Raw genomic sequence first — 21,546 nt, forward strand, 5'->3', positions numbered from 1 at the left:
GCCGCGTGAGCTCAAGCCAGGACCGCGTGGTCCACGAGGTGCGCACCCTGATGGACCGGGGCGTCGCGGCCGAGCACGTCGGCGCCGCCGTGTCCGCCGCCATCGCCCCGCTGCTGCCGCACGACGCGCTGAGGCTGGTCGGCACCAGCCCGGCGACCGGGCTCGGGCAGGGCTCGTTCAGCTTCTGGCACCGCTACGAACGCGAGCTGGCCCTCTCCCTGCTCGCCCACCGCCGCGCCCACGGCGACCCGTGCCGGCCCGCGTCGCTGGCCCGGCTGCGGGTGCCGGTCGCGGTGGCCGGCGCCGAGGAGGGGGCGCGGCGGGCGTTCGCGGCCTGCGGCGCCTCCTGCGAGCTGCGGCTGCTGCTGCGTGACGGGCGCGGCGGCGTGTGGGGCCTGCTCGGGCTGGTCCGCGCCTGCGACGCCGCGCCGTTCACCGAGGACGACCGGCGCAGGGCGACGCTGCTCGCCCCGGCCCTGATGACCGCGCTGCGCAGGTACGTCACCGCCGCCCCGCTCGCCCCCACCGCGCCCGCCCTGCCCGCCGGGGTGATCGTCGTCGGCCCCGACCGCCGCGTCCGCGCCGTGACGCCGCAGGCCCACGCGTGGCTCGACCGGCTGCGCCGCCCCGACCGGCACGGCGCGCACGCCTGGCTGGCCGACACGCTCGTCACCGCCCTGGCCGCCGACGCCGCCGAGCACGCGCGCGACACGGACGCCGGACGGCCGATCATCTGCGCCCCGGCGGCCCGGTACGGCCGCTGGCTCGCCGTCGAGGGCCAGACCCTGGACGAGGACGGCACGGGCGAGGTGGCCGTGGTCATCCAGGCGGCGACCGGCGGCCTGCTGCTGCCCTCGTTCTGCGACTGGTACGCCCTCACCCCGCGCGAACGCGGTGTCCTCGACCTGCTGTGCGCCGGAGCCGCGCCGAAGCAGATCGCCCGGCTGCTCGATCTGTCCGGGCACACCGTGCACGACCACCTCAAAGCGATCTTCCGCAAGACCGGCGCGAGCGGCCGGGACGAGCTCATGGCCGCCTTCACCGCCTGACCGCCATCCCCAACACTGGGGGGCTGCCCGCGCCGCCGCCCCGCCCGACCATGAGGGAGTACGCAGCACTACCAAGGGGAGGCACCCGTGACCCAGATCTCAACCCCCGCCCGCCGCCAGGTCGAGCGCTTCCTGGACTTCTCCGACCACGTCGGGGGCCTGGAGGAGGCCGACGTGCTGGCCCTCCTGCGCGACCACGACATCACCACGCTGGAGCAGCTCGTCGCCAAGGCGGTCAGGGCGCCGCGCTCGGCCAAGCCCGTGCCGGCGGACCCGGCCAGGACGCTCGCGCGGCCCAAGGCCGCCGCCGCGCCGGCCACCGCCCGCATCACCCACCCCGCGCCCGCCATGGCGGTGGTCGTGGACGGCGTCGAGCACGACCCGGCGGACCTGACCCGGTTCGACGGCCGCCCGCTGACCTACCTCTACCACCCCGAGCGCCTGACGGCGGTCACCGACGACACCGCGGTCAACGGCGCGCTGTGGGCCGCGGCGCTGCTGCGCGACCCGCGTCCGGCCACGCGGGGCGAGGTGCAGATGTTCGAGCACGTCGAGTACGCCGGCGACTGGTTCTGGTGCCCGGCCCGCCAGGCGTACAACGACCTGACCGACGTCCACCACGGCCCGCTGCACCTGCACGACTGGAACGACGTCATCAGCTCCATGGGCGGCACGAACTGCACGGTCCGCTACTACGAGCACATCAACTTCGGCGGCAGCTCGCTGATCGTGCCGCCCTTCTCCGACATCCCGAACCTCGTCCCCAGCGGGTGGAACGACCGGATCTCCTCGGTCTGGAACCACGGCTGACCCTTCGTCCACCGGCCCTCCCCGGCGGACGGCGGCGCCGCGTACCCACGGGTGCGCGGCGCCGTCGCGGTTCAGGCGGCCCGGGTGCGGTGCGAGCGGAGCGCGGCCAGGACGCCTGCGGGGTTGACGATGCCGTACCCGTAGTCGTGGTCGAAGCCGACCGTGCTGCGGTCCTCGGCGGTGCGGTTGAGCAGCGTGCGAAGCTGCGCGGGCGACAACTTGGTGGACGGGTGGCGGGTGCGCAGGGCGGCGATGACGCCGGCCACCACGGGGCAGGAGGTGGAGGTGCCGGTGTCGGGCGTGCCGGGGCCGCTGGCCTCGGAGCCGGCGTAGTGGGTGTAGGCGGCCAGGTCGGGCTTGTGGTCGCCCAGCCGGGCCGGCCCCTGCGAGGAGTAGCCGACGCGCTCCCCGTGGGTGTCGACCCCGGCCACCGTGACCACCTTCGGATGGCCGTTGCCGCCCACGATGTCGGTGAACCCGCAGCTCGCCGCCGGGCAGTCGCGCCCGCAGTTGCCCGCCGCGAACACGATGTCGGCCCCGGCGTGCTCCAGGCTGGAGATCATGACGTTGAACGGGTGCATCGGGTTGTCGGAGTAGTTGCCGGGGTGGCCGGGCGGGAAGTCCTGCTCCGGGTTGTACAGGCCCCAGCTGTTGCTGACGACCAGCGAGCGGGACTCGGCCGGCATGGCCTCCAGGAGCCCGCGCAGGTGGGTGTAGGCGGCCACGGCGTCGGACAGCATGCCCTCGACCGTGCCCTTCCTGCTCTGCAGGACGGCGATGTCGAGCAGCGTCGAGCGCGGGGCGGCGAGCTGGGTGTTGAAGGCGCACAGGCTGCCGTGCTCCACCGGGTAGCGCCCCGGCGTGGGCGTGACGCCGGGCGGGGCCCAGCTGTGCCCGGCGTCCAGGGTGACCTGGCGGCCGAGCTTGGTGCTCACGTGGTCGGCGTTGACGCCGCCGTCCACCACCGCCAGGTTGACGCCGTGGCCGTCGTAGCCGGCCGCGCGCAGGTCGGAGGCGTGCAGCAGCCGTTCGACGTCGTGCCAGTCGCCGACCGGGCCGGTGTCGGCGCAGGTCAGGTTGGGATGGATGGACGGGTCGGCGAACACGCCGACGACTTCGCGTACGGACGACGACAACAACGCCAGCCTGGACGGCACGTCGTCGTCGGAGAGCTCGCCGCGCACGAGCACGCTGGCGTGCTCGGCCGACAGGGAGAAGCCCAGCGGCCGGTTGAGCGACGACAGCAGGCCGCCGGAGGGCGGGGCGGGCAGCGCGCGCGGCAGGGGCACCGGGGCGAACGCCTGGTCCAGGACGATTCCCGGCAGCTCTCCTGCCACGTCGGCGGCCGTGGCGGTGACGCCGGGGTCGAGGACGGCTTCGACGGTTTCACGGGCGGGGCGGAGCTGGATCAGGACACGCAAGGCTCCACCTCCTTCCTCGGGACGGGGATGGGACAGTCGTTGCTTCCCCTTGTAAATACCCGCCGTAGTGAACTAACCACTTACAGTAGTGTCAGCACTTCATTGCTCCCGAGGTCACCTCTTTGTCGCCGTCCAGCCCCGTCGCTTGGGATGGTCGTGTGCGGCGGGTCGCGGTCTGGGCGAGGAGCGCGCCGGACAGCACGATCACGCCGCCCGCGATCTGCAGCCCGCCCAGGCCCTCGCCGAGCACCCCCCAGGCCGCCAGCGCGCCGCCGATGACCTCCAGCGACGCCACCGTGGCGCCCACGGCGGCCGACAACCGCCGCACCGCGTTCACCCCGAGGATGTAGGCCACCACGCTGGCGACCACCACCATCCACGCGAAGGCCACCGGCACGGGCAGCGTCAGGGCGCCGGGCGCGGGAGTGGCGGACGCCGTGAACGCCTCCCACCGCAGCGCCCACGGGCGGGCGACCGGGACCAGCGCCACGGCCGCGCCCGCCATGCCCCAGGCGACCAGCCCGAGCGGGTCGACGTCGTCCCCGAAGCTGTCGTTCATCAGGAAGTATCCGGCGGAGCAGGCCGCGGCCAGCAGGCCGAGGGCCAGGCCGAGCGCGTCCAGCCGCAGGTCGTGCCAGACCTCGGCGACGATCCCGAGGCCGGCCAGGGCGACGAGCGCCCCGGCGTAGGCCGCCCGGGGCAGCCGGACCTTCCGGACCAGCCGCACCCAGGCCGCCACCATGACCGGGGCCATGTAGACCAGCAGCAGGGCGACCCCCACGGGCAGACGGGTGATCGCCGCGAAGTACAGCGACTGCACCCCGGCCACCGCCACGACCGCGTACAGCGCGAAGAACGGCCACCTGGCCCGCGGGATGCGCAACGCCACGGGCCGGACCACGGCCAGCACGCCCAGCAGCAGGAGCCCGGCCGCCGCCATCCGCGCCCACACGGCCTCGATCGGCGTCAGCCCGGCCGCGACGAGGTACTTGGCCATCGGCCCCGAGAACGCGAAACACGACGAGGACCCGAACGCGAGCGCGAGCCCCGCATGCCTCATACCGCACCACCAGCGCCGTCATCACTGCCTGCCAGGAAGCCACGACCCTGACACGCGCCCCGGCGCGGGCGCAACGCGATTACCGGCCCTCAGCCGGTGGTCGTAGTCCCCGGGTGGCAGAGGCGGGGCGGCGATTCGGATCTTCGGCCGATGGGCGGCGGGAGCAGGCTCCTGAACACTTGGCAGGGCCCGCCCCGGAGGAAGGTCCGCCCGTGTTCCGACAGCTCGACGACCGCGTCACGTCGATCGTCTACATCGTCCTTGTGCTCGCCGTCTCGGCGGCCACCGCGCGCGTCGCTGAAGGGCTCGTCCTGGCCCTGTCGCCGCTGCTCACCGTGCTGGTGCTGCTGTTCGTCATCACCCGGGAGGGGTTCTCCGGGGACGGGCTGCGCCGCCTCGGCCTGGGCCGGGCCGGGCTGCGCGCCTGGCCGGCCGCCGTCGCCGCCACCGCCGGGGTGTGCCTGCTGGCCACGGCGGGCGCGGTCGTCCTGGGGTTCGGACGGTTCACCGCGCCGCGGGGCGACTGGGCGCAGTCGGTGGCGGCCGTGCTCGTCACCGGGCCGATCCTGGCCTTCGCCGAGGAGATCGGCTGGCGGGGCTACCTGCAGCCCCGGCTCGCCTGGCTGGGGGAGCGCACGTCCATGCTGGTCGCCGGGGTGGTGTGGATCGCCTGGCATCTGCCGTACATCCTGTTCACGCCGTACTACCACGCCGAGGGGGCGCGGGCCGTCGTGCTGCCGCTGTTCGGCGGGTCGGTGATCGCGTTCTCGTTCCTCTTCGGGTACCTGCGGGTCATGTCCGGCAGCGTGTGGCCGGCCGTGCTGGCCCACTTCGCGCACAACGCGACGTTCGCCCTGCTGCTGGAGCACGCCGTCATCACCGACCGGCCCGTGGTGGTGGCCGAGTACCTGGCCGGCGACACCGGGCTGTTCGTCCTGGCGGGCACGGCGGCCTGCGCCCTCGCGGCCGGGATCGCCCGTTCCGCCGGAGGCCGCCACCGCTCCGGCCGGCCGGCCTCTAGCATTCCTCTGTGACCACCTACGACGACCATGACACGTTCGAGCACCTGAACGTCTCGGCCCTGCCGCAACGACAGCAGCGGATCCTGGCCACGATCCGCGACTGGGTGGTCAGACACGGATACCCGCCGAGCACCCGCGAGCTGGCCCAGGCGGTCGGGCTGCGCTCGCCCTCGTCGGTCTCGAAACACCTGAGGAGCCTGGAGGAACAGGGCTTCCTCAGCCGCGGCGCGACGATGACCCGCCCGATCGACGTGCGCCTGTTCCTGCGGCCGCCGTCGGCCGAGCCGCCCGCCGAGCTGGTGAGCGTCCCCGTGGTCGGCGACATCGCCGCGGGCGCGCCCATCCTCGCCGACGAGCACCTCGACGACACCCTGACCCTGCCCCGCGACCTCACCGGCCGCGGCACCGTGTTCGGCCTGCGGGTGCGCGGCGACTCGATGGTCGAGGCGGCCATCTGCGACGGCGACATCGTGGTGGTGCGGCAGCAGCCCGAGGCGCACTCGGGGCAGATCGTCGCCGCCATGATCGACGGCGAGGCCACCGTGAAGGTCTACCGGCGGCGCGACGGCCACGTCCTGCTCGAACCGCGCAACCCCCGCTACGACGTCATCGACGGCGACCGGGCCGTGGTGCTGGGGATCGTGGTCTCGGTGATCCGCAGCGTGTGACCGGCAGCGTGTGACCGGCAGCGTGTGACCGGCAGCGTGTGACCGGCAGCGTGTGACCGGCAGCGTGTGACCGGCAGCCTGTGACCTGGCGGCGTCAGGGGCGGGGGGCCAGGAGCCGTTCGTGGTTGGCGGTGGTCGACAACGAGCGGAGGTCGGCGCGGTCCAGGTAGATCGCGCCGTTCAGGTGGTCGGTCTCGTGCTGCGCGATGCGGGCCGGCCAGCCGGACAGCTCCTTCTCGTACGGGCGGCCGTCCCCGTCGAGGGCCGACAGCCGCACCCGCGCGTGCCTGGGCACGACGGCGGTCAGCCCCTCCACGCTGAGACACCCCTCGTAGAACGCCCGGAAGCCGGGGCCGAGGGGCGTCACGACGGGGTTGACCAGCTCCAGGGGCGGCTGCGGAACGCGTTCGCGCTCGGCGGCCAGGGCGGGCGGCAGCTCGGCCGGGTCCTCGATGACCGCCAGCGCCAGCGGGATGCCGACCTGCGGCGCGGCCAGGCCCACCCCCACGCCCGGCAGGTGCCCGAACATCGCGTCGAGCAGCTCGCGCAGGAGGGCGTCGGAGAGCTGGCCGTCGTACGGCTCGGCGGTCCGGCGCAGCACCGGGTCGCCGACCTGGGTGACCGACCAGGGCCTGGGGGAGGCGAGCAGGGCGTGCACCCGCTCGGTCAGCTCCTCGGCGCTCGGGCCGGTGCCGTTCAGGGGGCTCATGGGGGTCCTTCCGCTCGACGTCGCTCGCTCAGCAGACGGTAGAGCATGCGCGGTGACCCGGTTTCGGCGGGTAAAGAGGGCTAGAAACATTCATAGAGTAGTTGATCCACTGCAATGGGTAATGATCGCTGCGGATGATCACGTAACGTCGCAGGGAGACACCCATGTGCAAGAGAACGATCGCCGTCCTCGGCCTGGCCGCAACGGGGCTGCTGACGGCGGCGGGCCCGGCGGCGGCCGAGGACGGCAGCAGGGCCGCCGCTCCGTGCGTCGCAGCCCGGCTGGAGATCACCGGCGGGCCCTCGGTCGCGGCGGGCGCGCTGCTCGACACCTCGGCCGTGCGGACGTTCCTGCAGGGGCTCGTCCGCCCGGCGGACCGGCCCGGGGCGCTCCCGCGGTCGGCGGACGCGTCGTTCGCCGAGGCCGCCGAGTTCCCCGGCGTGCTCGACGCCTTCCTGCTCGACGTCGAGCGGGAGATCGGGGTGGGCAGGCCGGACGGCGGCACGGAGGAGGTCCGGCTGACCGCGGCGGACGGCGACGCGCCGGCCCGGCGGATCCTGGAACCGCTCGTCGCCGCCGCTCTGGACTGCACCCCGGCCACCACCTCCCCGGCCGCCGACACGCCGGACACTGACACGTCTGTCACCGGCACGTCTGTCACCGGCACGTCTGTCACCGGCACGTCGGACGTTGATACGTCGGCCACCGGCGCGTCAGGCATCGGGGCGTGGGGGACCGGCTGGGCGGAGACCGGGCTGCCGGACGACGGGTCGTCGGCCGAGGCGGAGCCGGCGTCCCTGCTGGACGCCGCGGGAGCCACGGCGGTGCTCGAAGCGCTGGTCAACCGGCCCGAGACGTGCGTCACCGACGGCACCGCGACCATCCGCGCCGGCGACGACGGCATGTCGGTCACGAGCTCGTCGTCCCGGGTGTCGCTGCTCGACGCGCTCGGCGTCAGAAGGACGCTGGACGTCCTGACCGGCCGGCCCTCTGCGGCCTGCCCCGCTGCCGACGTGCCCCTGTCGGCGGCGACCACCGAGCAGGACCGGCCGAGGTCGCTCCTGAACGGCCTCGGTCTCGGGGCCCTGTTCTCCAGACTCCTGGGCTGACGAACCCCCGGAGGCCGCCCCGCGCCGGGGTTGCGCGCGGGACCGGCTGGGGTTTCCACATGGGACCGGCCGGGGTTTGCGCGCGGGACCTCCTGGGCCTTTCGCGCGGAACCGGACGGGGTCGGGATCGCGTGGTAGGTTGCGGGCGAGCCTTGATCCTTTGGGAGAAGGGGGTTGCGGCCGTGACAGGCACCGGCGACGAGACCGTCCACCCGACGGCGTGGCAGGCGGCGTGGGAGGTGCTGGCCCCCGTCACGGACATGGTCACCCCGATGGCCGTGCGCGTCGCGGCCACCCTGCGCCTGACCGATCTGATGGGCGGCGACGAGCTGCCCGTCGAGGAGCTGGCCCGCCGTTCGGGCGCCGACGCCGACGCCCTGGGCCGGCTGCTGCGCCACCTCTCCTGCCACGGCGTCTACGCCGAACGGGAGCCCGGCGTGTTCGCGGTCAACGAGCCCGCCGCGCTGCTGGCCGCCGGCCACCCCTCCATGATGCGCGACCGGCTCGACCTCGACGGCTTCGGCGGGCAGATGGACGTCGCGTTCACCGGCCTGCTGCACACCGTCCGCACCGGGCGGCCCGCGTGGGAGAACGTCCACGGCGCCCCGATCTGGCACCATCTCGCCGCCCATCAGCAGGTCGGCGAGTCGTTCGACGCCCTGATGGCCGCCGGCGCCGACGACCTCACCGACGCGGCCGAGGGGTACGACTGGTCCGGCGTACGGCACGTGGTCGACGTCGGCGGCGGCACCGGCGCGCTGATCGCCGAGATGCTGAGCGCCCACCCGGGGCTGCGGGCCACGCTCGTCGACCTGCCGGACACGCTGGAGCGGGGCCGGCGGTACCTGACCGGGCTCGGGCTGGACGGGCGGTGCGCGTTCGCCGGCCAGAGCTTCTTCGAGCCGCTGCCCCCGGACGGCGACGTCTACGTGCTCAGGCGCGTGATCCACGACTGGGACGACGCCGACGCCGAGCGCGTCCTGCGGCGCTGCGCCGACGCGGCCGGGCCGCACGGCCGGGTCGTCGTGATCGAGTCCCGGGGCGGCGCAGGCGACGACCCGGCCATGTTCGCCGAGATGGACCTGCGCATGCTCGTGATCAGCGGCGGCCGGGAGCGCACCGTCGCCGACTACACCACGCTCGCCGACGCGGCCGGGCTCGACGTGGCCGGGGTGCGTCACACGCCGCTCGGCAACGTCGTCCTCGACTGCGTCCCCCGAAGCGGCTGACCAGCTCTCGTCCGGCGCGGCCCCGCGTGGTGACATACTTGATCATCCCCACGCGAAGGAGGCCACGGTGACCATCGAATGGGCCGCGCTGTCCGCCACGGACCTGCCGGCGATCGCCGAGCTGGCCGGCAGGTGCGCGGCGCGCGACGGCGGGCTCCCGGCCACCGCGTCGCCCTCCTTCCTGGAACGCCGGTACGTCACGGGCGCCGCGGTGGGCGCGTTCACGGAGGGGCGGCTGGTGGCCTGCGGGGCCGTGCGGCCGGTGGGCGAGACGTCGGCGGCGACCGGCCTGGTCGACCCCGATCATCGCGGACGAGGGCTGGGGTCCGGCCTGCTCGACCGGCTGGCCGCCGAGCCCGGGAAGGTGCGGCTGGAGACCGAGTCGCTGACCCCGCAGGCGCACGAGCTCTTCCTGGCACGCGGCTTCCGCCAGGCGTTCGCCGAGGACGTCTTCCGGCGCGACCTGACCCGGCCGCTGCCGGACGTCCCGATGCCGGCGCGGGTGACGGTCGAGGAGTGGTCCCCACTCACCGAAGGGGCCTTCCATCAGGCGTACTCGGCGTCCTTCGCGGACCGTCCGGGCTTTCCCGGGTGGACGCGGGAGCAGTGGGCGGACTGGCTGGTCGATGACGAGTTCCTGCCGGGGTGCTCGCTGGTGGCGTTCGAGGGCGACGTCGCCGTCGGCTTCGTGACGTGCGCGGAGGAGTTCCTGATCCAGGTCGGGGCCGTGCCCGGGTGGCGGCGGCGCGGGCTGGCGCGGGCGCTCGCCGTCGCGGCGCTCGGCCGGATGCGCGAGGGCGGCGCCGGCCAGGTCTTCCTGGACGTCAACGTCAACAACCCGGCCTCGGCCGCGCTCTTCGGCGGTCTCGGGTTCGACAAGATTGCCCGCCGCGCCCGTTACGAGTAGGTCCGTCGGGGTTGCGGGGGCCGTTCGACGTCTTAACCGGACGTTAGGGTTCCCGCAGTTCGTCGCTATCGTCCCGGCGGCCACTCTGGGAGGCGTCAGGACGACGACCGAACGACGGAGTGATTCCGCATGCGTAAGCCCATGATCATCGCTGGACTGGCCACGGCCGGCGTGCTCGCCGCCGGCGTCGGCACCGCCTTCGCCACCGCCTCCACCCCCACCTCTGCCGCCACGTCCGCGCCCGCTCCGGCGGTCTCCCGGGAGCAGGCCGAGAAGACGGCGCTGGAGAAGGTGCCGGGCGGCAAGGTCACCTCGGCCGAGCTGGAGAACGAGGACGCCGGCCAGGTCTGGGAGATCGACATCGACGCCGCCGACGGCACCGAGCGCGAGATCACCGTGGACGCCGCCAAGGGCACCGTCCTCGCCGACGAGACCGACGACGAGGCGGACGACCACGCTGACGACCAGACCGCCAAGAGCGACGCCGACGCCGACGACCACGGCAAGACCGGCAGCGACGCCGACGCCGACGCCGACGCCGACGCCGACGGCGACGACGACTGAGCGACGCCGACCGGCCGTCCCGACCGGCGTCCCGAGCGGCGTCCCGACCGGACGCTGATCCAGGCGCGTCCTGGGCGGCGGGGCCTGGCTGAACGCCAGCCCAGCCGTGCTGTGGGCGGCGGGGTATGGCCGCACGCCGGTGCCGGCCGGGACGTGGGCGGTGGGGGCCTGGAGGTCAGTGCAGGTGGGCCAGCCAGCGGCCGTGCGTCGGCCGGCAGTGGGCGGCCGTGAATCCGGCGCTCGCGGCCAGGCGCGCGATGTCGGCCGCCGAGACGGTCGCCCAGCCGAACCAGTCCCCGGCGCGCACGCCCACGCGCAGCCGTACCCGGTCGACCCGGCTGCGCGTCCACGGCGGCGCGAGCTCGGCCAGGACGGCGCCGCCCGGCCGTACGAGCTGCCGGACCCGCCGTAGCAGAGCCGCGGGGTCGCCGCCGATGCCGATGTTGCCGTCGGCGAGCAACGCCGTCGCCCACTGGCCGGTGCCGGGGACGTCGTCGAAGACGTCCCGCAGGAGGGCGAACCCGCCCGCCCGGCGGGTCAGGGCGACGGCGTGCGGTGTGACGTCGATGCCGAGCGAGGCGACGCCGCGCCGGGTCAGCGCCGCCGTGAGCCGGCCGGGGCCGGAACCGATGTCCAGCGTGGGGCTGCGGCAGTGGCTCAGGATCTCCTCGTCGCCGTCGATCGGCGCCGACCAGCGCGCGGCCGCCAGCTCGGCGCGGGTGCCGTCCAGGTACTCGATCTCGGCGCGCTCACCCGCGAGCGCGGCCGCGTAGATCTCCCCGATCACCGGTGCAGCGTTCTGAGGGTGGTGGCGAAGCAGGAGGTGGGGGCCTGGCGGGCCACCTCGGTCGCGGCGGTGGCGGTGTCGACGTCGATCAGCTCGGGCAGGTGGTGGACGGTCAGCCCGGCGCGGACCAGCCGGTCGAGCTGGACCTTGCCGGTCTCCGGGTGCGACATGGGCACCCCGAGCAGCAGCGCCGGGTCCGGCCGCCGGAGCCCCAGCAGCCAGAAGCCGCCGTCGGCCGCCGGGCCGTACACCGCGTCGTGGTCGGCCAGCGCCTCCCCGGCCTCGCGCAGCAGCTCGGGCGTGACCTGCGGGGTGTCCATGCCGATGAGCACGACGGGCCCGGGCCGCAGCCGGTGGGCGTCGGCGAAGGCCGCCGCGAGGCGCTCGTCCAGGCCGGCGCCGCGTTGCGGGATCACCACGAAACCGGGGGGCAGCCAGCGGCCCGGCAGGCCGTCCAGCGCGAGGACCCGCTGGGCGGCCGGGGTCGCGGCGACGGCGCGCAGGCTGTCGCGGAGCGCGGCCTCGGCCAGCGCGGCGGCCTCGGCCGGACTGTACGGGGGTGTCAGCCGGGTCTTGACGCGCCCGGCCACGGGCTCCTTGGCGATGAGCACGATCTGCGGCAGGTGCTCGAACGTGGGACGGCTCAGCTTCCTCAGTCCTTCCGTGCCGATGACAGCAGGTGATCGCCGCGGGACCGCCGTACGGCCCAGCCGGCCAGCACGACGAGGGCGGCCACGGCGTACGCGGGGGTGCCGGGGGTGCCCGGGGCCGCCGGGCCGGCGGTGTAGGCGACCGCGCCGGCCAGGGCGACGCCCAGCCACTCCCACCGTCCGTCCAGCGCGGCCAGGGCGACGACGAGCAGCGCGTACCAGGAGTAGCCGGGGGTGAACAGCAGCAGGAGGGAGCCGCTGACCAGCAGCGCGCCGCGCCAGGGCCGGTCGGCGTCGCCGTACCGCAGGACGGCCAGGACGATCAGGACGAGCAGCGCGACCGCGGCCCAGGGCGCCCACCCGTCCGGCACGAACAGCCGCAGGACGGCATAACGGTTCCCGCCGCCGGGCCCGTCGTAGCGCTCCTCCTTGAGGTAACCCGGCAGGTAGCCCGCCACCGAGGCGCCCGAGGCCAGCACGTACGGCAGGTAGGACAGCGCGATCACGAGCCCGGCGGGCCCGACGACGCCGAGCACCCGCCGCCAGGCCACACCTCCGCCAGCGCCTCCACCGGGGCCCCCGGACAGCACCCCGGACAGCACCCCGGACAGCGCGCCGGGCAGCGCGGTCACGGGCAGCAGTTTGGCCGCCACGGCCGCGCCGAGCAGCGCGCCGCGCCCCCGCACGGCGGTGAAGGCCAGCACCACCAGCAGCACGCCCAGCATGTCCACGTGCGCGTTGTTCACCGCCTCCACCGGCACGGCCGGGCACCACGCCCAGTACGCCGCCCGCCGGGCCCCCGCCGCCCGGCACAGGATCGCCAGCACGGCCACGGCCGCCGCGAAGCCGCCGAGCTGGAGCGCCTTGTGCCGCACCCCGTCCGGCGACAACCAGTGGACCAGCAGGAAGTAGCCCTGCGCGACCGGCGGATAGATCGTCGGCTCGGTGGGGCGGTTGATCCGGGTGCAGCCGCCGCCGGGCAGGGGCCACAGGGACGGGGCGTCGCAGGCGGCCGGGAAGAGCCAGTCGTCGCGCAGCCGGACGAGCGCCGGGTCGGCCGGCGGGTGGTCGTAGGGCGAGATGCCGGCGGCCTGCACGCGGCCGTCCCAGGCGTACCGGAAGGAGTCGGTGCTGCTGCTCGGCGGGGCGGCCAGGCCGGTCGCGGCGAGCGTGATCCCGCCGGCCAGGACCAGGACGGCCGTCCGCCGCTCCGGCAGCCGGGCGGTCTGCCACAGCGCGGTCGCGAACAGCGCCCAGGCCGCCAGGTACCAGCCCAGGTGGGGCGGGCCCGTCACCAGCCGCAGCACCACGGCCGCCAGGGCGGCGAGCGTCCCTGCGGCCGCCGTCGTGTTCCGGTTCACGGCGGCAGCCTCGCATCCGGAGGCCGGTCCGGGGCCGCCGCGGCGGTTCACGTTCGTCGTTCGTAAGAACCCTTACGAACCGCGAACGCGGCTTCGGTCCGCCCGGCCCGGCGGTTACCGTCGGCGGCGTGAGAGTGATGGTCACCGGCTCGGCCGGTTTCATCGGCGGCCACGTCGCCGAGGCCCTGGAGGCGGCGGGTCACGACGTCGTCGGCCTCGACACGCGGACCGGCGCGGACGTGCGCGACGCCACGGCCCTGGACGCGCTGCTGCCCGGCGTCGAGGCCGTCGTGCACCAGGCGGCCAAGGTGGGCCTGGGCGTGGACGTCTCCGACCTGCCCGCCTACGCCTGCGTCAACGTCTTCGGCACCGCCGTGCTGCTGGCCGCCATGGCCAGGCACGGGATCACCCGGCTGGTGCTGGCCTCCTCGATGGTCGTCTACGGCGAGGGACGTTACGCGTGCGCCGCGCACGGCGACGTCCGGCCCGGCCCGCGGACCGCGGAGGACCTGGACGGCGGCCGGTTCGAGCCGCCCTGCCCGCGCTGCGGCGAGCCCCTGCGCTGGGCGCCGATCGAGGAGGACGCCCCGCCCGATCCGCGCAACGCCTACGCCACCAGCAAACTCGCCCAGGAACACCTGGCCGCCAACTGGGCCAGGGAGACCGGCGGGACCGTCGCGGCCCTGCGCTACCACAACGTCTACGGGCCCCGCATGCCGCGCGACACCCCGTACGCCGGGGTCGCCGCGATCTTCCGCTCGGCGCTGCGGGCCGGCCTGGCGCCGGCGGTGTTCGAGGACGGCCGCCAGCTCCGCGACTTCGTCCACGTGCGGGACGTGGCCAGGGCGAACCTGGCGGCCCTGACCGCGTCCTTGCCGCCCGGCGGGCTGCGAGCCTGGAACATCGCCTCCGGCGCGCCGCGCACCGTGGGCGAGATGGCCCGCGTGCTCGCCGCCGGGTGCGGCGGCCCCGGCCCGCGGGTGACCGGCGGCTACCGGCTGGGCGACGTCCGGCACATCGTCGCCTCGCCCCGGCGGGCGGAGGCCGAGCTCGGCTTCCGTGCCGCGATCGGGTTCGAGTCCGGGATGGCGGAGTTCGCCCGGTCATGACGATCGACGTGATCCTGCCCTGCCTGAACGAGGAGACCGCGCTCGCCTGGGTGCTCGGCCGCATGCCCGCCGGCTACCGCCCGATCGTCGTCGACAACGGCTCCACCGACGGCTCGGCGCGGGTCGCCCGCGAGCTCGGGGCGCGGGTGGTCGCCGAGCCCGTGCGCGGGTTCGGGGCCGCCTGCCACGCCGGGCTGCTGGCCTCCTCCGCCGACCTGGTCTGCTTCATGGACGCCGACGCCTCGCTCGATCCCGTCCAGCTGCCCCGGGTGGCCGGGCCCGTCCTCGACGGGGAACTGGACCTCGTGCTCGGACGCCGGCGGCCGCGCGGCGCCGGCGTCTGGCCCGGGCACGCCCGGCTGGGCAACGCCGTCCTGGCCCGGAGCCTGCGCCGGCGCACCGGGGTGGCGCTGCGCGACCTCGGGCCGATGCGGGCGGCCGCCCGCGTGCCGCTGCTGTCGCTCGGGACGGCCGACCGCCGCTTCGGCTACCCGCTGGAGACGGTGCTGCGCGCCGCGGCGGCCGGTTGGCGGATCGGCGAGACGGACGTGGACTACCTGCCCCGCGCGGGCCGCTCGAAGGTGACCGGCACCCTGCGCGGGACGCTGCGGGCCGTCGCCGACATGCGCCGCGTCATGGCGGACGCGCGCCCCGGTGCCGGGGTCAGGCGCGGGGGGCGTACATGATGACCAGGACGCCGACGAGGCAGATCAGCGCGCCGATGACGTCCCAGCGGTCGGGGCGGAAACCGTCGGCGACCATGCCCCACACCAGGGACCCGGCGACGAAGACGCCGCCGTAGGCGGCCAGGATGCGGCCGAAGTTGGCGTCCGGCTGGAGGGTGGCGACGAAGCCGTACAGGCCGAGGGCGACGACGCCGCCGCCGATCCACAGCAGCCCGCGCTGCTCGCGCACGCCCTGCCAGATCAGCCACGCGCCGCCGATCTCGGCGAGCGCGGCCAGGGCGAACAGCAGCAGTGAGCGGATGATCGTCATGACGGTCAGTACATCGCATCCGCGCGGGCGGCGGCGGGCAGGGGGCAGCCGGGGCCGGTGCAGCCGGTCAGGCTGTCGCAGCCGGCGGCGACCACCCGCGTCAGCGACTCCCGGACGGTGGCCAGGTCGGCGATCCTCGCGTCGATCTCGTCGATCTTGGCCTGGGCGTGGGCGCGCAGGCCGGCCGTGGGGTGACCGCGGCGGCCGGCGCCGATCAGCGCGGCGATCTCGTCCAGGGTGAAGCCGAGCCGCTGGGCGGCCTTGATCACGGTGAGCAGCGCGACGGTCCCCGGCGGGTACGCACGGTGCCCGCCCGGGCTGCGCCGCGGCTCGGCGATCAGGCCGCGGCGCTCGTAGTACCGCAGGGTCTGCAGGTTGACCCCGGCCCGCGCGGCCACCTGCCCGCTGCGCAGGTACGGCTCCTCGGGGCTCACGCGGGCCGTCCCCCCGCCCTGGCCTGGAGGGCGTCCAGGACGCCGGTGTGCCGCGGGGGGACGGTCGCCGCCAGCGTCAGGCCGCCGCCCCCGACGGTGAGGGTGAAGGTGAAGAAGGAGCAGCAGGCGTTCTCCCGGGCGGCCAGCCCGGCGGCACGGGCGGCCACGCCGGAAGCGTCGGCGCCGGGGCCGTCGGGGGCGAGGTCGAGTTCCAGCCGGTCGGGCGCGGGGCGGCGCACCGAGCGCACCGAGCGCGCGAACAGCTCGTCGAACTCGGCCACCCGCAGCGGCCGTTCGGCGGTGGGCAGCGTGCAGGCCGACGGCGTCCAGGCGGGGGAGAGGGGCAGGTCTGCGGTCATGTCCCGACGGTAACCCCGTACCCGGGTACCGGATTCAAGGGGCGGCGGGAACTTGTAGGGTAGGAGGAGGACACGATTGGACAAAAGGGAGGCAAGGTGCGCGAATTCCGCTCCTGCCTCCACTCCCGCTCCTGCCTCCACCTCGCGCGCGAGCGGCACGCCCGCCCGCTGCGCCCGCTGGAGTTCCGTCCGGTCGGCACGAACGGCTACGTCAGCACGTGGGGCGTGATCGCGGGCATCCGCCCGCCGCAGGTCCGCTGAGCGCCCGCACCCGGACGTGATCCGGGTGCGCGGGTCGCCATGAGGCCCGGGCCGCGCATGGGGCGGCCCGATCGTTTCCGTACCGTCCTGGAGTTCTCCCTTCATGTCTGCCTCCTCGCGGATCATCACTGCCCTGCGCTCCGACGCGGTCGGCGGCGTCCTGCTCATCGTGGCCGCCCTGACCGCGCTGGCCTGGGCCAACTCGTCCCTCGCCGGCTCCTACGAGGCCCTGCGCACGTGGTCCTTCGGCCCGCAGTGGCTGGGCCTGCGCCTGAGCGCGCAGGCGTGGGCCGCCGACGGGCTGCTGGCGGTGTTCTTCTTCATCGTCGGCAACGAGCTCAAGCAGGAGCTCGTGCACGGCGAGCTGCGCGACCCGCGCCGCGCCGCGTTGCCCGTGGTGGCCGCGCTCGGCGGCGTGGTGGTCCCGGCACTGCTGTTCCTGGCGGTGAACGCCGCCGCGCCGGGCGAGGCGGCCCGCGGCTGGGGCGTGCCGATGGCCACCGACATCGCCTTCGCACTCGCCGTCCTGGCCGTCGTGGGCCGCGGCCTGCCCGCCCCGCTGCGCACGTTCCTGCTGACGCTGGCGACCGTGGACGACGTGTGCGCGGTCGTCGTGATCGCCGTCGGCTACACCTCGGGGGTGAACCTCGCCGCCCTCGCGGGGGCCGCCGCCGCGCTGTGCGTGTGGGCGTACCTGCAGCACGGGCGGGGCCGCGCGGTCACCGCCGTGCGCCGCGCGCTGCCCGCGTGGCTGCTGTACGGGCCGCTCGCCGTGCTGATCTGGGCGCTGGTGCACGCCTGCGGGGTGCACGCCACCATCGCCGGCGTCGCGATGGGCCTGCTGATGCGCACCAGCCCGCGCGCCGGCGAGCAGGAGCCGCCCTCGCAGCGCGCCGAGCACGCGTTGCGGCCGTTCTGCGCCGGGGTGGTGCTGCCGGTGTTCGCGCTGCTGTCGGCCGGGATCTCCCTGTCGGGGGCGGGCGGCTTCTGGACGGGGACCGTGACCTGGGGCGTGCTGGCCGGGCTGCTGGCCGGCAAGCCGCTCGGCATCGTCGGCGCCGCCTGGCTCACCGCGCGCCTCACCAGCGCCCATCTCAACCCGCGGCTGGGCTGGAGCGACATCGCCGGCGTGGGCGTGCTGGGCGGCATCGGCTTCACCGTCTCGCTGCTGATCGCCGAGCTCTCCTACACCGGGCCGGCCCACCTGACGCAGGCCAAGGGCGCGATCCTGCTGGCCTCGGCGGCGGCGTCCGTGCTGGCCGCCCTGATCCTCGGCGCGCGCGTCCGCCGGCACCGCACGGCCGGGCGGGCGGCGGCCTAGCCGGGCAGCGCGGCGGCCAGGCGGGCGGCCAGGCGCGCGACCGCCGCGCGCAGCTCCGGCCCGCCCTCGACGCGGAAGGCGAACGGCACGGCCGGCAGCCACTCCTGGGCGTACATGGCCGGGTTGCCCGTGCTGCCGACCAGCACGCAGCCCTCGTCATGCGGTTCGAGCCGTCCCATGGGCGGGTGCACCCAGGGCGCCACCTCGGCCAGGGGCGCGCCGAAGACCACGCGGGCCGCGTACGCCCATCCGGCGCCCAGGTTCTCCTCCAGCGCCGCCACCGGGTCCAGCCCGTCGGGCGGCCGGAAGCCGTGGACGGTCTCGTGGACGGCCCGGACGCGGTCGACCCGGTAGGTGCGGATCGCGCCGGCGCGGTGGGAGTGGCACAGCAGGTACCAGCGCCCGTACCGGACGACGACCGCCCAGGGATCGACCTCGGCCTCCCACTCCGTGCCCGATCCGCTCCGGTAGGCGATGCGGACGCGCCGCCGGGCCGCGGACGCGGCGACCAGCGCGCTGGTCACGGCGACGCCGGGACGGGCCGCGTACCGGTCGGGCGCGGCGGAGGCGTGCTCGCGCAGCGCGGCGGCCTGCCGTCCGACGCCTTCCGGCAGGGCCCGGATGACCTTGGACAGGGCGGTGCCCACCAGGTCGTCGGGGTCGGTGGCGGCCGGCTGGCCGTCGAACACCGCCATGACCAGGGCCAGCGCCTCGGGCTCGGTGAAGGCGACCGGCGGCAGCCTGGTGCCGCGGCCGAGCCGGTAGCCGCCGTAGGGGCCTCTGGCCGACTCGACGGGGATGCCCGCCTCCCGCAGGATCCCGACGTACCGGCGGGCGGCGCGCTCGGTCACGCCCAGGGCCGCGGCCAGTTCCCCGGCCGTCACGCCGGGACGCTGCCGGAGGACCTCCATGGCGCGCAGGGCCCGCGCGGTGGGGCTGAGTTCGGTCGGCACCCGAGCAGATTAGAGCGGTTCCGGCAGATACCGGAAGTAGAACGTCCGGAATACCGCCTACCGTGTGGCGTCATGACCGACTCCCGGGAAGACCCGCACGTCGAAGACGTGAGCGTGCGGCGGGCCACGTTCACCCGGCTGCGCGTGCGCGACGTCCGCGTGCGCGCGGCCGGCCTGTCCGGCGTGCGGGTGCGCGGCGCCGAACTCGTCGACGTCGAGATCAGCGGCGAGCTGCGGAACGTCGTGGTGAACGGCGTGGACATCGCCCCCCTCGTCGAGGCCGAGCTGAACCGCCGCATGCCCGAACGCGCCCGGATGCGCCCCGACGACCCCGAGGGGTTCGGCGAGGCGTGGGCCATCCTGGACCGCCTGTGGGCGGGCACCCTCGCCCGCGCCGCGACGTTCCCCGAGGCGGCGCTGCACCGCGGCGTCGACGGCGAATGGTCCTTCGTCCAGACGCTGCGGCACCTCAACTTCGCCTCGGCCGCCTGGGTCGGCCGGATGATCCTGGGCGACCCCTCGCCGTGGCACCCGCTCGACCTGCCGTGGGACGAGGCGCCCGGCTGGGACGGCGTCCCGTGGGACCGCGCGGCCCGGCCGCCGCTGGCGGAGGTGCTCGCCGTCCGCCGGGACCGCCGGGCGATGGTCGGCCGGGTCGTCGCCTCGCTCACGCCCGAGCTGCTCGCCTCACACGTCACCCGCGACGAGCCCGGCTGGCCGCGGCTGGCCGGCTTCCCCTTCAAGGAGTGCCTGCACATCGTCCTGCACGAGGAATGGGAACACCGGCTCTACGCGGAACGCGACCTGAACGCACTGGAGAAAGAAGACTGACATGGACATCCTGCTCATCGGCGGCCTCTGGCTCGACGCGTCCGCCTGGGACGAGGTGACGCCCGCGATCGAGGCGCTCGGCCACCGTCCCGTGCCGGTCGCCCTCCCCGGCCAGGGGGACGGGAACGCCGCCGCCACACTCGCCGACCAGGTGGCGGCGGTGCTCGCCGCCGTGGACGCGGCGGACGGAACCCCCTTGGTGGCCGGCCATTCCGCGGCCTGCACGCTGGCCTGGCTGGCCGCCGACGCGCGGCCGGACAAGGTGGGCAAGGTCGCCTTCATCGGCGGTTTCCCCGCCGCCGACGGCGATGCCTACGCCGACCTCTTCGAGGCTGTGGACGGCGTCGTGCCGTTCCCCGGATGGGAGCCGTTCGAGGGGCCGGACTCGGCCGACCTCGACGAGGAGGCCAAGGAGAGGTTCGCCGCCGCCGCGGTCCCCGTCCCCGAGGGGGTGGCCAACGGGGTGGTGCGGCTGAGGGACGAGCGGCGGTTCGAGGTGCCGGCCGTCGTCGTGTGCCCCGAGTTCAGCCCCGCGCAGGCACGGGAGTGGATCAACGGCGGGGAGGCCCCTGAGCTGGCCCGGGTCAAGCACCTCGACCTCGTCGACCTCGACTCCGGGCACTGGCCCATGTTCACCCGGCCGGTCGAGCTGGCCCGCCTCCTGGCCGCCGCGGCCGACGGGACGCCGGACGGCTTGGCGACAAGGTGACCCTTCTGGTCCGAGGGCTTGACCAAGGGATGACGGGTCCGGACGCGTCCGGTTCATAGCCTTGTGCAATGGCAAGGCTGACATGGACGGCCAAGTCGGTCCTGGTCACCGTGCTCGTTCTGGCCGGCGGGGCCGCCGCCGCGGCCGGGGCCGTGTTCCTGAGCATGAGCAGCGAGGACGGCGCCGCTCCCGAGCCGGTGGTCGCGTGGCTGCACGGCTCGGGCTCGACCGCGCAGAAGGGCGCCATGGACGCCTGGACCGGCGAGTTCGAGCGCGTCCACCCCGAACTGCGCGTCGTCTACGAGGCCAACGGCTCCGACCGCGGCATCGAGGACTTCATCGCGGGCCGCAGCGCGTTCGCCGGCTCGGACGTGCCGATGACCCCGGAGGAGCAGGCGCGGGCCGACCGGCGCTGCGGCGGCCGGGCCGAGCACCTGCCGATGGTCGTCGCCCCGGTCGCGGTGGCCTACAACCTGGCCTCCGTGCCCGGCCTGCGGCTGTCCCCGGCGACCCTGACCGGCATCTTCACCGGGCGCCTCACCAGGTGGAACGCCCGCGAGATCGCCGCCGACAACCCCGGCCAACCCCTTCCGGGCACCCGCATCCACGTCTTCCACCGCTCCGGCCAGTCCGGCACCACCCAGAACCTCACCGAGTTCCTGCGGGCGACCGGCGGCTGGCCGCACCAGCCGTCCAGGACGTGGACCGGCGCCGGCCAGGGCGTCACCAGCTCCAGCGGCATGACCCAGGTGCTCCAGCACACCGGGGACTCCATCGGCTACGTCGAGTACGGCTTCGCGAGCAGCGCCCGCCTGAGCACCGCGGACGTGCGCAACGCCGCCGGGGAGTTCGTCGCGCTGTCGCCGGAGAACGCCAGCAAGGCCCTGCAGGGCGCCACGGTCGAGAGCGGCGAGCGCGGGCTGGTGCTGACGTTCGACCACAGGCGGCCGGTCCCGGGCGCCTACCCGATCGTGCAGGTCACGTACGAGATCATCTGCGCGGGCCGGGCGGACCCGCTGGCGCGCGCCTTCCTCGGCTACGCCGCCGGCGACGCCGGCCAGTCCTACCTGGCCCTGTACGGCTACGCCCCCCTGCCGCACGACCTGCTCGCCCAGGTACGCGGCCGCCTGGGAGCAACGAGCTGAACGGCTCGCGGGATTTCCCGGAACAGTGCCCGCCGGCACGATTAGCCGGCCGCATCCGGTGAAGAGAGGACGCCATGAACGC

The 21,546-nt window shown here is 75.1% G+C and carries 25 protein-coding genes; 15 read left to right on the forward strand and 10 right to left on the reverse strand.

From position 1 onward, the window contains the following. Positions 1–5: 5 nt before the first annotated feature. Complete coding sequence (locus ACIBQ6_RS03195) at positions 6–1,049, forward strand: response regulator transcription factor (protein WP_397209944.1); 1,044 nt, start codon at positions 6–8, stop codon at positions 1,047–1,049. Between the two features lie 87 nt (positions 1,050–1,136). Further along, positions 1,137–1,859, forward strand: coding sequence for a hypothetical protein (locus ACIBQ6_RS03200; RefSeq protein ID WP_397209946.1), 723 nt, complete (start codon positions 1,137–1,139; stop codon positions 1,857–1,859). Positions 1,860–1,930: 71 nt separating this feature from the next. Here the strand turns inward: ACIBQ6_RS03200 and ACIBQ6_RS03205 are convergent, their stop codons facing one another. Both ACIBQ6_RS03205 and ACIBQ6_RS03210 read right to left on the reverse strand, forming a co-directional pair. Further along, entirely contained in the window at positions 1,931–3,280 is a 1,350-nt protein-coding gene (locus ACIBQ6_RS03205; protein ID WP_397209948.1) for a S8 family peptidase, read from the reverse strand. A 91-nt stretch (positions 3,281–3,371) separates the two neighbouring features. Next, a complete protein-coding gene (locus tag ACIBQ6_RS03210) occupies positions 3,372–4,340 on the reverse strand; it encodes an EamA family transporter (RefSeq protein ID WP_397209950.1) in 969 nt (322 codons plus the stop codon). 212 nt (positions 4,341–4,552) lie between these two features. On the opposite strand from ACIBQ6_RS03210, the gene ACIBQ6_RS03215 reads away from it, so the two are divergent. Together ACIBQ6_RS03215 and lexA are read left to right on the forward strand one after the other, a co-directional pair. Beyond that, positions 4,553–5,374, forward strand: coding sequence for a lysostaphin resistance A-like protein (locus ACIBQ6_RS03215; RefSeq protein ID WP_397209952.1), 822 nt, complete (start codon positions 4,553–4,555; stop codon positions 5,372–5,374). Beyond that, the gene (gene lexA, locus ACIBQ6_RS03220; protein ID WP_397164039.1) at positions 5,371–6,030 is read left to right on the forward strand and encodes a transcriptional repressor LexA; all 660 of its coding nucleotides are present in this window, start codon (positions 5,371–5,373) and stop codon (positions 6,028–6,030) included. Before ACIBQ6_RS03215 ends, lexA begins: the two co-directional genes overlap by 4 nt. 94 nt (positions 6,031–6,124) lie before the next feature. Here the strand turns inward: lexA and ACIBQ6_RS03225 are convergent, their stop codons facing one another. After that, positions 6,125–6,739 (reverse strand): peptide deformylase, encoded by a 615-nt coding sequence (locus ACIBQ6_RS03225; protein WP_397209954.1) that lies wholly within the window; start codon positions 6,737–6,739, stop codon positions 6,125–6,127. Between the two features lie 164 nt (positions 6,740–6,903). Here ACIBQ6_RS03225 and ACIBQ6_RS03230 point away from each other — a divergent pair, with 164 nt between their 5' ends. From ACIBQ6_RS03230 to ACIBQ6_RS03245, 4 genes are all read left to right on the forward strand, one after another. Then, positions 6,904–7,848 carry a hypothetical protein gene (locus ACIBQ6_RS03230; protein ID WP_397209955.1) on the forward strand — a complete coding sequence of 315 codons (945 nt, stop codon included), beginning with the start codon at positions 6,904–6,906 and terminating at the stop codon, positions 7,846–7,848. A 182-nt stretch (positions 7,849–8,030) separates the two neighbouring features. Next, a complete protein-coding gene (locus tag ACIBQ6_RS03235) occupies positions 8,031–9,077 on the forward strand; it encodes a methyltransferase (protein ID WP_397209957.1) in 1,047 nt (348 codons plus the stop codon). A 67-nt stretch (positions 9,078–9,144) separates the two neighbouring features. After that, entirely contained in the window at positions 9,145–9,984 is an 840-nt protein-coding gene (locus ACIBQ6_RS03240; RefSeq protein WP_397209958.1) for a GNAT family N-acetyltransferase, read from the forward strand. A 129-nt stretch (positions 9,985–10,113) separates the two neighbouring features. After that, positions 10,114–10,548, forward strand: coding sequence for a PepSY domain-containing protein (locus ACIBQ6_RS03245; RefSeq protein WP_397209960.1), 435 nt, complete (start codon positions 10,114–10,116; stop codon positions 10,546–10,548). Between the two features lie 175 nt (positions 10,549–10,723). Here the strand turns inward: ACIBQ6_RS03245 and ACIBQ6_RS03250 are convergent, their stop codons facing one another. Genes ACIBQ6_RS03250 through ACIBQ6_RS03260 form a run of 3 tightly spaced genes read right to left on the reverse strand, consistent with a single transcriptional unit; the run spans position 10,724 to position 13,346 of the window. Then, the gene (locus ACIBQ6_RS03250; protein WP_397209962.1) at positions 10,724–11,335 is read right to left on the reverse strand and encodes a class I SAM-dependent methyltransferase; all 612 of its coding nucleotides are present in this window, start codon (positions 11,333–11,335) and stop codon (positions 10,724–10,726) included. Further along, positions 11,332–11,946 (reverse strand): TIGR04282 family arsenosugar biosynthesis glycosyltransferase, encoded by a 615-nt coding sequence (locus ACIBQ6_RS03255; protein WP_397209964.1) that lies wholly within the window; start codon positions 11,944–11,946, stop codon positions 11,332–11,334. The genes ACIBQ6_RS03250 and ACIBQ6_RS03255 overlap by 4 nt, the downstream gene beginning before the upstream one ends. A 41-nt stretch (positions 11,947–11,987) precedes the next feature. Continuing rightward, positions 11,988–13,346, reverse strand: a complete 1,359-nt coding sequence (locus ACIBQ6_RS03260; protein WP_397209966.1) for a glycosyltransferase 87 family protein — start codon at positions 13,344–13,346, stop codon at positions 11,988–11,990. Between the two features lie 128 nt (positions 13,347–13,474). Between ACIBQ6_RS03260 and ACIBQ6_RS03265 the strand changes: the two genes are divergently transcribed. Together ACIBQ6_RS03265 and ACIBQ6_RS03270 are read left to right on the forward strand one after the other, a co-directional pair. Beyond that, positions 13,475–14,455, forward strand: coding sequence for an NAD-dependent epimerase/dehydratase family protein (locus ACIBQ6_RS03265; protein WP_397209967.1), 981 nt, complete (start codon positions 13,475–13,477; stop codon positions 14,453–14,455). Beyond that, positions 14,452–15,141 carry a glycosyltransferase family 2 protein gene (locus tag ACIBQ6_RS03270; RefSeq protein ID WP_397209969.1) on the forward strand — a complete coding sequence of 230 codons (690 nt, stop codon included), beginning with the start codon at positions 14,452–14,454 and terminating at the stop codon, positions 15,139–15,141. The genes ACIBQ6_RS03265 and ACIBQ6_RS03270 overlap by 4 nt, the downstream gene beginning before the upstream one ends. On the opposite strand, the gene ACIBQ6_RS03275 is transcribed toward ACIBQ6_RS03270, so the two are convergent. The 3 genes from ACIBQ6_RS03275 to ACIBQ6_RS03285 are packed head-to-tail and all read right to left on the reverse strand — an operon-like array spanning position 15,119 to position 16,244. Beyond that, on the reverse strand, positions 15,119–15,451 hold the full coding sequence (locus ACIBQ6_RS03275; protein WP_358293436.1) for a YnfA family protein: 333 nt from the start codon (positions 15,449–15,451) through the stop codon (positions 15,119–15,121). The two genes, ACIBQ6_RS03270 and ACIBQ6_RS03275, sit on opposite strands and share 23 nt — an antisense overlap. Positions 15,452–15,456: 5 nt before the next feature. Beyond that, entirely contained in the window at positions 15,457–15,885 is a 429-nt protein-coding gene (locus ACIBQ6_RS03280; RefSeq protein ID WP_358293434.1) for a MerR family transcriptional regulator, read from the reverse strand. Beyond that, positions 15,882–16,244: a hypothetical protein gene (locus ACIBQ6_RS03285; RefSeq protein ID WP_358293432.1), complete on the reverse strand. Its 363-nt coding sequence runs from the start codon at positions 16,242–16,244 to the stop codon at positions 15,882–15,884. Before ACIBQ6_RS03285 ends, ACIBQ6_RS03280 begins: the two co-directional genes overlap by 4 nt. A gap of 96 nt (positions 16,245–16,340) precedes the next feature. On the opposite strand from ACIBQ6_RS03285, the gene ACIBQ6_RS03290 reads away from it, so the two are divergent. Both ACIBQ6_RS03290 and nhaA read left to right on the forward strand, forming a co-directional pair. Continuing rightward, positions 16,341–16,505, forward strand: a complete 165-nt coding sequence (locus ACIBQ6_RS03290; protein WP_397209973.1) for a hypothetical protein — start codon at positions 16,341–16,343, stop codon at positions 16,503–16,505. Positions 16,506–16,608: 103 nt separating this feature from the next. Then, on the forward strand, positions 16,609–17,826 hold the full coding sequence (nhaA, locus tag ACIBQ6_RS03295; protein ID WP_397209974.1) for a Na+/H+ antiporter NhaA: 1,218 nt from the start codon (positions 16,609–16,611) through the stop codon (positions 17,824–17,826). Here the strand turns inward: nhaA and ACIBQ6_RS03300 are convergent. After that, a complete protein-coding gene (locus tag ACIBQ6_RS03300; protein ID WP_387670102.1) occupies positions 17,823–18,779 on the reverse strand; it encodes a helix-turn-helix transcriptional regulator in 957 nt (318 codons plus the stop codon). The two genes, nhaA and ACIBQ6_RS03300, sit on opposite strands and share 4 nt — an antisense overlap. Before the next feature lie 72 nt (positions 18,780–18,851). Here ACIBQ6_RS03300 and ACIBQ6_RS03305 point away from each other — a divergent pair, with 72 nt between their 5' ends. The 3 genes from ACIBQ6_RS03305 to pstS all read left to right on the forward strand — a co-directional run bounded on the left by ACIBQ6_RS03305 (position 18,852) and on the right by pstS (position 21,464). Further along, positions 18,852–19,610 carry a DinB family protein gene (locus tag ACIBQ6_RS03305; protein WP_397209976.1) on the forward strand — a complete coding sequence of 253 codons (759 nt, stop codon included), beginning with the start codon at positions 18,852–18,854 and terminating at the stop codon, positions 19,608–19,610. A gap of 1 nt (position 19,611) precedes the next feature. Then, complete coding sequence (locus ACIBQ6_RS03310; RefSeq protein WP_397209978.1) at positions 19,612–20,319, forward strand: alpha/beta fold hydrolase; 708 nt, start codon at positions 19,612–19,614, stop codon at positions 20,317–20,319. Positions 20,320–20,387: 68 nt separating this feature from the next. After that, complete coding sequence (gene pstS, locus ACIBQ6_RS03315; protein WP_397209979.1) at positions 20,388–21,464, forward strand: phosphate ABC transporter substrate-binding protein PstS; 1,077 nt, start codon at positions 20,388–20,390, stop codon at positions 21,462–21,464. Positions 21,465–21,546: the final 82 nt, after the last annotated feature.

The sequence above is a fragment of the Nonomuraea sp. NPDC049655 genome, from assembly GCF_044465465.1.
Taxonomy (GTDB): Bacteria; Actinomycetota; Actinomycetes; order Streptosporangiales; family Streptosporangiaceae; genus Nonomuraea.